Source organism: Rhodococcus sp. KRD197, from assembly GCF_017168235.1.
Classification (GTDB): domain Bacteria; phylum Actinomycetota; class Actinomycetes; order Mycobacteriales; family Mycobacteriaceae; genus Rhodococcoides.
Genome location: NZ_JABFAO010000004.1, coordinates 644882 through 655794, shown reverse-complemented (window position 1 = coordinate 655794; position 10913 = coordinate 644882). Strand labels below are relative to the sequence as shown.

Below are 10913 nucleotides of genomic sequence, written 5' to 3'. Positions count from 1 at the left end.
GTCATGGGTCCAGTATCGCTCGAGCCGTTGTCACAACCCGACCGTTCGTTTACAACCCAAGCTTGTGCTGTGAACGAACGGCAACGTTGTGCATAGTCAGATCAAATCCATCGATCGCTCACGCATCTCGACCTTGCGCACCTTCCCGGTGACGGTCATCGGGAACTCGTCGACGATGTGGACGTACCGGGGAATCTTGTAGCGCGCCAACTTGCCTGCGGCGAAAGCTCGAACGCTGTCGGAGGTCAACGGCTCGGCGCCCTCTCGCATCCGGATCCACACCATCAGCTCCTCGCCGTACTTGTCGTCGGGAACCCCGACGACCTGTGCGTCGAGGACGTCCGGGTGTGTGTAGAGAAACTCCTCGATCTCCCTCGGGTAGATGTTCTCGCCGCCGCGGATCACCATGTCCTTGATGCGACCGGTGATGCTGACGTAGCCGAGCTCGTCCATGACCCCGATGTCGCCGGTGTGCATCCACCCCGAGTCGTCGATCGCCTCGGCGGTCTTGTCCGGTTGCTCCCAGTACCCGAGCATCACGGAATACCCACGCGTACAAAGTTCCCCGGACTCCTCGCGCGCCGAAGTCGAACCGTCGACGGGGTCCACGATCTTCACTTCCAGGTGTGGTCCCACCGCACCGACTGTCGATACTCGCTGCTCGATGGTGTCCTCGCTGCGCGTCTGCAACGACACCGGGGAGGTCTCGGTCATCCCGTAACAGATGGACACCTCCGTCATGCCCATCCGCTCGATGACCTGCTTCATCACCTCCGTCGGGCACGGCGAGCCCGCCATGATTCCGGTACGCAGGGTGGACAGATCGAAGGACTCGAACTCCGGCACCGCCAACTCGGCGATGAACATCGTCGGCACCCCGTACAGCGAAGTGCACTTCTCGGTCTGGACGGCTTCCAGTGTCGCGACGGGATCGAATGCGGGGCTGGGGATGATCATCGCTGCACCGTGCGAAGTGCAGGCCAGATTGCCCATCACCATGCCGAAGCAGTGGTAGAAGGGCACCGGGACGCACACCCGATCGTCAGCGGTGTAGTGGCAGAGTTCTCCGACGAAGTAACCGTTGTTCAGGATGTTCCGGTGACTCAATGTCGCGCCCTTGGGAAAGCCGGTAGTGCCCGAGGTGTACTGAATGTTGATCGGATCGTCCGCGGTCAATCGGTCCTGCACCTCGGCAACCATCCGTGGATTCTCGGCGAGGGCGCGGTGACCTCGATCGGTCATCAACTCCCACCCGAAGCTTCCGACGAACACGACCTGCCTCAGCGCCGGCGCGTCGGTGCGAGCCTCCTCGATCATGGCTGCATAGTCCGAGCCCTTGAACTCCTGCGCGGACAGCAGCAGCGACACCCCGGCCTGCTTCAGAACGAACCCGAGTTCGTGGGTGCGGTAGGCCGGGTTGATGTTGACCAGGATCGCGCCGATCTTTGCCGTCGCGTACTGCGTGAGGACCCACTCCGGGCAATTGGGCGCCCATATGCCGACGCGGTCGCCGGTGCCGACGCCCGCAACGAGCAATCCGGCGGCGAGCAGTTCGACGTCGGCGAGAAACTCCGAATACGTCCACCGTCGACCGGACGGAACATCGACCAGTGCATCTCGGCCCGGGTGCTCGGCTGCCGTGCGGTCGAGGTTCGCGCCGATCGTCTCCGTCAACAGCGGCGTGGACGACGGACCGGACGAATAGCTCAGAGACTCCATGCCCCCAGGGTAGTGACGCCCGTCACCGCCGACTACCCCCGAATCGGGGTGTTCCCACCAGCCGAAGCATCGAGCGTGTCCGCCCGCGAAGTGTCCTTCAGGGCGACGCCGGATCTGCCCAACTTGCGTGCGCCCGCGACGAGACCGGCCACGATCTTCGCCGATTGCCGATACCCCAGACCGTCCGGAGGATGGATGTTCGAGATGCAGTTGCGGTCGGCATCGGACTTCCCCGGCCCGGGCAGGTGCGTCAGATAGATCCCGAGGCTGTCCGCCACCGAGAGGCCGGGGCGTTCGCCGATGAGAACGACGACGGTGCGGACCCCCATCGCGGTGGCGATGTGATCACCGAGCGCGACCCGGGCCTGAGTCGCGATCACCGGTGGAGCGCACGTGTACGTCTGCGACAGTTCCGAAACCAACGCCTCGAGCATGGGCGCACCGTGATCCATCAGCGCTCGCGGTGAAAGACCGTCGCTGAGAACGAATCCCAGGTCGAACTCGCCCGCCGAGATGGCCGACAGATCCTCGGGCACCCTGCCCAGATCGGGCCTGCGCAGGTACTCCGCCCGCGAGTTCGCCTGGGATGTCACCGCAATGGGGGCGCCGATGCCCACCCGTTCGATCTCTGCTGCGAACGCATCGGTTTCGAGCGGCATGTGTACCGCGTCGCGTGCTGCGGCATGCGCCGATCTGAACTCCAGTACGCGCTGGGTCGGCAACGAGTCCCCTGCCCGTCCCAGCCCGATGCGCGCCTGGGTACTGAGGCGTAGTTCGTCCCAGAAGTCCGCTGATTGCGTGTGCGGGCTGTTCTCGCTCATCTCGACCCCGTCAGAGCTCGCAGTGGTGACCCCGGGGCGTCGACCTCGAGGATTCTGCCGCGTGCGTCCACCATGCCGAGACGATCGAGCCAGGCAGCGAACTCTGGCGCCGGTGTCAGACCCAGCACCTGCCGGACGTACAAGACGTCATGGAAGCTCAAGCTCTGGTATCCGAGCATCACATCGTCCGCGCCGGGAACGGCGATGACGAATGCAACACCGGCCGTTCCGAGCAGCGTCAACAGCGTGTCCATATCGTCCTGGTCGGCCTCGGCATGGTTGGTGTAACAGACGTCCACCCCCATCGGCAGGCCGAGAAGCTTGCCGCAGAAGTGATCCTCCAGTCCAGCGCGAACGATCTGCTTTCCGTCGTAGAGGTATTCGGGTCCGATGAAGCCCACGACGGTGTTGACCAGCAACGGTTCGAGATCGCGACACACCGCGTACGCCCGCGTCTCGAGTGTCTGCTGATCGACGGGTCTGCCACCCGTCCCGAGATGCGCACCGGCACTGAGTGCGGATCCCTGGCCTGTTTCCAGGTACATGACATTGTCGCCGACGGTTCCGCGGTGCAGCGACCGCCCCGCCTCGTTGGCCTCGCGAAGCAGCGACAGATGCACTCCGAAACCGGAATTGGCGCCTTCGGTGCCGGCGACGGACTGGAACACGAGATCGACCGGGACCCCTTTGTCGATCAGTTCCATCGTCGTCGTCACGTGGGAGAGAACGCACGACTGCGTCGGGATCTCGAAGCGTTGACGGATCTCGTCGAGCAGGTACAGCAGGTCCGAGGTGGCGTGTGGCGAATCCGTAGCGGGATTGATTCCGATGACGGCATCGCCGGACCCGAGCAGTAACCCGTCCAGGGTGGCGGCGGCGATGCCGCGGGGATCGTCGGTCGGATGATTGGGTTGCAGCCGGGTGCTGAGCGTTCCCGGCAATCCGATCGTGGTTCGGAAAGCAGAGGTCACCTCGGCGGCGCGAGCGACCGCGATCAGATCCTGATTCCGCATGATCTTGCTCACCGCCGCAACCATTTCCGGCGTCAGGCCTGCGGCCACCGACCGCAGCACCGATGCAGAATCCGGTGATGCCGCAACGCTCAGCAGCCAGTCCCGAAGGCCGCCGACCGTCAGATGCGAGATCGGTTCGAACGCTGCCCGATCGTGCGAGTCGACGATCAGCCTGGTGACCTCGTCACTCTCGTACGGTACGAGGAGATCGTGCAGGAACACATCGAGGGAGATATCGGCCAGCACCCATTGGGCCGCGGCTCGTTCGGCGTCGGACTCCGCTGCGCACCCGGCCAACTCGTCCCCGGATCGCAGCGGCGTCGCCTTCGCCATCAGCTCCACCAACCCGTCGAACCGGTAGGTGGTTCCCGACACCTGCTGTGTGTAGATGCTCATTCGAGTTCGGCTTCTGCTTCCGCGAGTGCAGCGAACTCCTCGTCGGGCGAGTTCGCGACGAGGTGGTGCCGACTGTAGATGCCGAAGTACAGCATGAATGCGGCAAAGACACCGAGGCACCACAGCGCAGCCGTACTGTCGACGAGGAAGGTTGCCACGACAGCCAGCGCAGCGATGACCAGGGCGAAGCTCGTGGTGGCGACGCCTCCCGGTGTGCGGTACGGGCGTTCCATGTGCGGCTCGCGGCGGCGCAGCACTATGTGGCTGACCATCATCAGAACGTAGCTCACCGCGGCCCCGAAGACGGCCATGTTGAGCAGCATCGCGCCCTGTCCGGTGAGCGAGAGCAGGAAGCCGATGACGCCGGGGACGACGAGTGCGAGCGTCGGCGCCTTGCGTGAGTTGGTGATCGACAGGACATTCGGCAGGTACCCGGCCCGCGAGAGCGCGAACAATTGACGCGAGTACGCGTACATGATCGAGAAGAAGCTCGCGACCAGTCCGGCCAGACCGATGTAGTTGACCACCGTCGCCGCCGTCCCGTCGCCGAGCGCCTCGACGAGTGGGTTGCCCGAATCCTGCATCGCCTGTGCCCCGCCGGCTCCCGTGACGAGGATCAATACGGTCGCACCGGTGATCAGCAGGATGACCATCGCGGCGATGATGCCCCGCGGCACGTTCTTGCTCGGGTCTTTCGCTTCCTCCGCAGCGAGGGGCACACCCTCGATGGCAAGGAAGAACCAGATTGCGAAGGGAACGGCAGCCCAGATACCCAGGTAACCGAACGGGAGGAAGTCCGACGCGCCGGCGGCGTCGCCGGGCGCGATGTCGGTGAGGTTCGATGCCTCGAACTGACCGAGGGCGGCGAAGGCGAAAATTACCAAACCGACGAGCGCGATGGCGGTGATGACGAACATGATCTTCAATGCCTCGCCGGCACCGGACAAGTGGATACCGATGAAGATTGCGTACACCGCAAGATAGACCCACCAACCGTCGGTGATTCCGAACAGTCCGAGCGATTCGACGTACGCCCCGATGAACGTCGCGATGGCCGCGGGTGCGATCGCGTACTCGATGAGAATTGCCGTGCCGGTGGCGAATCCGCCCCACGGACCGAGCGCTCTTCGAGCGAACGTGTAGCCGCCACCGGCGGCCGGAAGTGCCGAGGACATCTCGGCCATACCGAGGACCATCGCCAGGTACATGGCTGCGATGACCACAGCGGCGATGAGGAGCCCGCCGAACCCGCCTTGCTCCAACCCGAAGTTCCACCCCGAGTAGTCACCCGAGATGACGTAGCTGACGCCGAGCCCGGCAAGCAGCACCCACCCGGCAGTGCCTTTCTTCAACTGACGTTTGGCCAGGTAGTCGCTGCCCTCCACATGGGAGTCGGCACCGCCGTGATGGATGATTGCTGGTTTTTCGACGGACATTGCCGGCCTCTCGAAGCGAGATACTTACTTGCGGGTTGAACGATCGACTCAAGATAGGCCCGCGGTGTAAGCGCCGGGTCATGGACACATGACGGGCGAATTACGGCGAACGCTGAGCGATTCGGAACTGCCGCTGTCCATGATGCTCGCAAGTAGGGGCAGACGTGTTGGAATCGTGAATTTCGCTACCGGTGTTTTCGAGTCACCGTCTTTCATGTCATCGTCCGCTTGCGATGATCTCCTCGATGTTTCGCTCCGCGAGAGCGGCAATCGTCAGAGACGGATTGACCGCTCCGGTACTACCGGGAACGAGTGCACCGTCGACGACATACAAACCGTCGTACCCGATCACGCGACCGAACGCATCGGTTGCTCGTCCCAGTACGGCACCGCCGAGAGGGTGGGCGGTGAAGGTCGCATTGACGTCGGGCACACCGAGCATCGGGAATCCGACGCCGATGTTGGACCGGTGAGCGATCCGAGTGTGTACCGCGCGCAACGCTTCTTCGACATTGCTGTTGCCGCGTTCGGGCCAGCGCAACCGTGTCGCGCCTGTATCGCGGTCGTAGACGAACTCTCCGCGAGTCGGATCGAGCACCATTCCAAGAGATCCGATGAGAGACATATCGATGGGTGAGCCTGGTACATACCAGTTCTCCAGCGTAACTGGCGCTCCCGACTCGTCGAATATGCGCGAGGCCGACGGCGAGGCCTGAACCAGTCCGTTGCCCTCGGGACTCATGCCGCGGACGAGAGCGGCGTCGCCGTTGGTTCCCCAACCTTGCCCGACGTGCTCGTTCAACCGGGGCAATGCTCCGGTGTCCCGGGCTGTGACGAGTAGCTCGGATGTGCCCATCGATCCGGCACCGAGAAAGAGTCGATCGCAAGTGAGGGTACGAGATTCGACCGCGATGGCTGCGGGATCGAGAACGTCGACTTCGAGTACGTATCGGCCGTCGGATGCACGCCCGATCGAGGTGACCTCGTGTCTGGCGTGAATCGTTGCGCGAGAGGTGCGCTGGGCATCGGCGAGGTAGTTCTGAGTCAGATCGAACTTGGCCCCGTTCGAGTTGCCGAGGTTCGATTCACCGACGATCGCGGATGGGCGCGAGGCCCCGGAGATCTCCGCGCGCACCACATCCCAGTTCCAGATTCCGTCGATTCGTGATGGCGAGTAACCCGCCAGTCGAACCTGCTCGTCCCATATCCGCGAATGCGTGAACGGAACGGACCGATAGACATCCTCGGGCATGGTCGACAAACGCAACGCCGAGCGCACCCGCGGGTAGTAGATCGAAGTCATCTCGTCGTAGGAGACGGTGGAACCGAAGACCGCGTCGAAGAATCTGCGCTCCGGCGCGATCATGACTCCGGTGAAAACCACAGACCCGCCGCCGACGGCAGCTGCCCGCCATACATCGATCGAGCCGTGCTCGGTGACGTCGAAAACTCCGCCGAACAGATCGGTCGGCACTTTGGGCAGTCCAGTCAACGGTGCGAGTCCGCCTCGACGCCAGAACGCCCGCCCGTCCGGCGCGAAATCGTTGGCGAAGACCTGGCGCCGAGGATGGAGCGGCCACTGCGCGCCACGTTCGAGCACAGTGACCGCCGAACCGGACTCCGCAAGCCGCAGCGCCGCGACGGCAGCACCGAAGCCCGACCCGATGACGATCGTTTCCGAGTGCGCGGGCGCTCGACGAGGCGTGTCGAACAACTCTGGGACGAACGTCCGATAAGCCGCGCCGAGCACAGGTTCCGCGCCGACCTGGCGTCCACCGGCCAGCAGCGAAGACGCACCGGCCAACCCCATGATTGCGCTCGCTTGAAGCAATCGCCTGCGACTGATTTCCATGCACGCCCCCGCCATAGACAAACCCGAACCGCCGAAAAGACTTCGATGCGATTTCTGCCGTCCAAGAATCAACGAACGGCCGGTATCTGTCTACGCAGAGTTACGTCAAGTTGTGATTGTCACATCCAGTGGCGGTTGTGGTGTGGAACCCGGAACCGGGCAGGCATCGGCAGCTTCGGCGACCACCGAGGCCTCACCCGGCACCGCCGGGCGGCGGCCCTGCTCCCAGTCGGCGCCCAGCAGAGGTGGGTCGAGAGCAAGCAGCTCGGTTTCGTCCTCGGTGAAGGCCCTTCCGCGGCTCAGGAAGCGAAGGCCCTCGGGCACTTCCAACGAGAAGCCTGATCCGCGGCCCGGTACGACGTCGAGGATCATCTGCGTGTGTTTCCATGCCTCGAACTGCGAGCCCGAGATCCAGACCGGCACCGCATCCGCACCCTCGGGGAGGGACTGCGACACTTCGCCGACGCCGAGACGCAGATCCAACAGACCCAGCAGCACGTCTCGGTCTCCAACAATGAATTCGCCTGTGGGATAACACATCGGCGATGATCCGTCGCAGCATCCACCGGACTGATGCATCATCAGTTCCCCGTGAATACCGCCGAGGCGACGGAGTAGCTCCATCGCCTCGGCGGTGGCCCGTAGACGCGACGGCGGAGCCGAAGCCGGACCGTCGCTCATCAGAAGAAGCCCTGAGCCTTCTGGGCGTAGCTGACGAGAAGGTTCTTGGTCTGCTGGTAGTGATCGAGCATCATCTTGTGATTCTCGCGCCCGATGCCGGACTGCTTGTACCCGCCGAAGGCTGCGTGCGCGGGGTACTGGTGGTAAGTGTTCGTCCACACCCGGCCTGCCTGGATGTCACGTCCAGCGCGGTACGCGACGCCACCGTCACGGGACCAGACGCCCGCACCGAGCCCGTAGAGGGTGTCGTTGGCGATCGAGATCGCCTCGTCGTAATCCTTGAACGAGGTCACCGACACCACCGGTCCGAAGATCTCCTCCTGGAAGATGCGCATGTTGTTCTTGCCGGTGAAGATGGTCGGCTGAACATAGTAACCACCGTTGAGATCGCCGCCGAGCTGTGCGCGCTCGCCGCCGGTCACGACCTGAGCGCCCTCGCCCTTGCCGATCTCGATGTACGAGAGGATCTTCTCGAGCTGATCGTTGGATGCCTGCGCACCGATCATGGTCTCGGTGTCGAGCGGATCACCCTGACGGACGGCCTTGGTACGAATGGCGGCGAGAGCGAGGAACTCGTCGAAGATGTCGGCCTGGATCAGCGAGCGCGACGGGCACGTGCAGACCTCGCCCTGGTTGAGCGCGAACATCGTGAAGCCTTCGAGCGCCTTGTCCTGGTAGTCGTCGTTGGCGGAGAGCACATCGGAGAAGAAGACGTTGGGGCTCTTTCCGCCCAGTTCCAGGGTCACCGGAATCAGGTTCTGCGAGGCGTACTGCATGATCAGTCGTCCGGTGGTGGTCTCACCGGTGAACGCGATCTTCGAAATACGAGGGCTCGAGGCGAGCGGCTTGCCGGCCTCCACACCGAATCCATTGACGATGTTGAGGACTCCGGGCGGCAGGAGGTCGCCGATGATCGAAATCAGGTGCAGGATCGATGCCGGTGTTTGTTCTGCGGGCTTGAGGACGATCGCGTTTCCTGCCGCCAGCGCGGGGGCGAGCTTCCAGACGGCCATGAGGATCGGGAAGTTCCAAGGAATGATCTGACCGACCACGCCGAGGGGCTCGTGGAAGTGGTACGCCACGGTGTCTTCGTCGATCTGGGACAGCGAGCCTTCCTGCGCACGGATGCATCCGGCGAAGTAGCGGAAGTGGTCGACGGCCAGCGGGATGTCGGCGTTGAGTGTTTCGCGAATCGGCTTGCCGTTGTCCCACGACTCGGCAAGGGCGATTGACTCGAGGTTCTCGGCGATGCGATCGGCGATCTTGTTGAGGATCACTGCGCGCTCGGCTGGAGACGTCTTGCCCCAGGCGGGTGCCGCTGCGTGTGCAGCATCGAGTGCGAGTTCGATGTCCTCGGACGTCGAACGAGCAACCTCGCAGAAGTTCTCGCCGGTAACGGGGGTGGGGTTCTCGAAGTACTGTCCCTTGACCGGCGGCACCCATTCGCCCCCGATCCAGTTTTCGTAACGCGGCTGGAAGGACATAACGGAATCGGCGGTACCTGGACGGGCGTAGACGGTCATCTTGGTGACTCCTCCTGATCAACACATGCTTCGATGTGACTGTGTGTGATTCAGAACACTAGAGTCTGCAACGTTGCATCTACGTTGCTGCACCGCGTGCAGGAAAAGCTCAGACGCCCAGTTGCCGATCGAGAAGGTCTATCCGGGCGCTGACCTGGCCGTACAGTGCAGAATCTCGGCTCAGCGTCGAGCGGTAGGCTTCCCACGCGATGATGTCGGCGCGGCCGTGGATGGACGACGTCCACTGCGCCAGCAGCACCGGATCGCCGACCCGCAGCAGCGCGGCCTGAACCCGAGAACGCAGTTCCTCGCGGATCTCCTCGATGCCCGGTGCCGAGGAACCCGGTAGTACCGGCCCGGTGTAGATGCGCAGCGCAGACTCGACGTCTCCTCGATCCAAGGCACGACGGATATCGCCGACATCGGAGGTCAGCTCCCCCACCAGCCGGTAGGGACGCGACGCAAGTCCCGAGGAGCCGAACGTCTTGCGCAGTCGCGACATCTCCGCACGGATGGTCACCGAATCGAGTTCCTGTTCGTCCAGCAACACCGCAAGATGGTCGGAGCTGAGCCCTTCGGGATGATCGGCCAGCAGCAGCAATATCTCCGCGTGCCGCTGCGACAGCGGGAGGCGGCCGCTGCCGCGCACCAGACCTGCCCGCCCGGAGCCCAGGACCTCGAGACGTGGCGCGGTGTCTCCCAAAGACTTCGGTGAATTCATCAGGTGCACGCGCAGTTCCGACTCGGCGGCAGCCACTGTGGCCCGAATGAGCGAGAGCACCTCGGGGACGGCCACGCGCGGTCCGCCGGTGATGTCGATCGCTCCGAGAATGTGCCCGCTGGTGGGGTGGTGCACGGGAGCTGCGGAGCAACTCCACTCGTGCACCGTGCGCGTGAAGTGTTCGGCCGCGAAGATCTGTACGCAGTGGTCGACGGCGAGGGCAGTGCCGGGCGCGTTGGTGCCCTTGCTTTCCTCGCTCCAGTCCGTTCCCTCGGCGAAATTCATCGACAACGCACGATCCTTCGCCGCGGTATCGCCCTCGACCCACAGCAGCCGACCGTCCGCGTCGGAGATGGCGACCAGTAGTCCGGTTTCGGCGGCATCCTCGACGAGCAGCTTCCGGATGACCGGCCGGATGATCGCCATGGGGTGGGCGTCGCGATACCGATCCAATTCGGCGCCCGAGAGCGCGGGCTGCTCGCTACCGCCATCCGGATCGACTCCCTTGATCCGGCTACGGAGCCAGGAGTCGAGGATGACCGACCGAACATTGCCGGAGGACGACCTGTCCTCGACGAACGAGCGGTGAGCGGTCGAGACCCGGCGAGCGAGGAGATCGACGTCGTCACCAGGGCGAACAGCGACCCAGGGATTGCCTTGTCTCGGCGCACTTGCAGTCATCACCCAATTACCCCTTCTGGAGCGTTCCCCCTACTGTAACGCAGCTCACAGGGGCCGCAATGCCCACCCC

8 protein-coding genes are annotated in these 10913 nt (G+C 63.7%); all 8 read right to left on the bottom strand.

Annotated features, from left to right (window positions below):
• Window positions 1-96: 96 nt before the first annotated feature.
• On the bottom strand, window positions 97-1719 hold the full coding sequence (locus J1M86_RS09325; protein WP_206509619.1) for an AMP-binding protein: 1623 nt from the start codon (window positions 1717-1719) through the stop codon (window positions 97-99).
• A gap of 32 nt (window positions 1720-1751) precedes the next feature.
• The gene (gene eutC / locus J1M86_RS09320; RefSeq protein WP_075839706.1) at window positions 1752-2540 is read right to left on the bottom strand and encodes an ethanolamine ammonia-lyase subunit EutC; all 789 of its coding nucleotides are present in this window, start codon (window positions 2538-2540) and stop codon (window positions 1752-1754) included.
• Window positions 2537-3949 (bottom strand): ethanolamine ammonia-lyase subunit EutB, encoded by a 1413-nt coding sequence (locus tag J1M86_RS09315; RefSeq protein ID WP_206509618.1) that lies wholly within the window; start codon window positions 3947-3949, stop codon window positions 2537-2539. The genes eutC and J1M86_RS09315 overlap by 4 nt, the downstream gene beginning before the upstream one ends.
• The gene (eat, locus tag J1M86_RS09310) at window positions 3946-5385 is read right to left on the bottom strand and encodes an ethanolamine permease (RefSeq protein ID WP_206509617.1); all 1440 of its coding nucleotides are present in this window, start codon (window positions 5383-5385) and stop codon (window positions 3946-3948) included. Before eat ends, J1M86_RS09315 begins: the two co-directional genes overlap by 4 nt.
• A gap of 217 nt (window positions 5386-5602) precedes the next feature.
• Window positions 5603-7237, bottom strand: a complete 1635-nt coding sequence (locus J1M86_RS09305) for a GMC oxidoreductase (RefSeq protein ID WP_241259743.1) — start codon at window positions 7235-7237, stop codon at window positions 5603-5605.
• 105 nt (window positions 7238-7342) lie between these two features.
• A complete protein-coding gene (locus tag J1M86_RS09300; RefSeq protein ID WP_241259742.1) occupies window positions 7343-7918 on the bottom strand; it encodes a DUF779 domain-containing protein in 576 nt (191 codons plus the stop codon).
• A complete protein-coding gene (locus J1M86_RS09295) occupies window positions 7918-9441 on the bottom strand; it encodes an aldehyde dehydrogenase family protein (protein WP_206509616.1) in 1524 nt (507 codons plus the stop codon). Before J1M86_RS09295 ends, J1M86_RS09300 begins: the two co-directional genes overlap by 1 nt.
• A gap of 109 nt (window positions 9442-9550) precedes the next feature.
• The gene (locus J1M86_RS09290) at window positions 9551-10843 is read right to left on the bottom strand and encodes a transcriptional regulator (RefSeq protein WP_206509615.1); all 1293 of its coding nucleotides are present in this window, start codon (window positions 10841-10843) and stop codon (window positions 9551-9553) included.
• Window positions 10844-10913: the final 70 nt, after the last annotated feature.

Excerpts from the sequence above, each read along its gene's own strand:
- J1M86_RS09305 (WP_241259743.1), bottom strand. The coding sequence starts at position 7,237 with ATGGAAATCAGTCGCAGGCGATTGCTTCAAGCGAGCGCAATCATGGGG.
- J1M86_RS09295 (WP_206509616.1), bottom strand. The coding sequence starts at position 9,441 with ATGACCGTCTACGCCCGTCCAGGTACCGCCGATTCCGTTATGTCCTTC.
- eutC (WP_075839706.1), bottom strand. The coding sequence starts at position 2,540 with ATGAGCGAGAACAGCCCGCACACGCAATCAGCGGACTTCTGGGACGAA.
- J1M86_RS09315 (WP_206509618.1), bottom strand. The coding sequence starts at position 3,949 with ATGAGCATCTACACACAGCAGGTGTCGGGAACCACCTACCGGTTCGAC.
- J1M86_RS09325 (WP_206509619.1), bottom strand. The coding sequence starts at position 1,719 with ATGGAGTCTCTGAGCTATTCGTCCGGTCCGTCGTCCACGCCGCTGTTG.
- eat (WP_206509617.1), bottom strand. The coding sequence starts at position 5,385 with ATGTCCGTCGAAAAACCAGCAATCATCCATCACGGCGGTGCCGACTCC.
- J1M86_RS09300 (WP_241259742.1), bottom strand. The coding sequence starts at position 7,918 with ATGAGCGACGGTCCGGCTTCGGCTCCGCCGTCGCGTCTACGGGCCACC.
- J1M86_RS09290 (WP_206509615.1), bottom strand. The coding sequence starts at position 10,843 with ATGACTGCAAGTGCGCCGAGACAAGGCAATCCCTGGGTCGCTGTTCGC.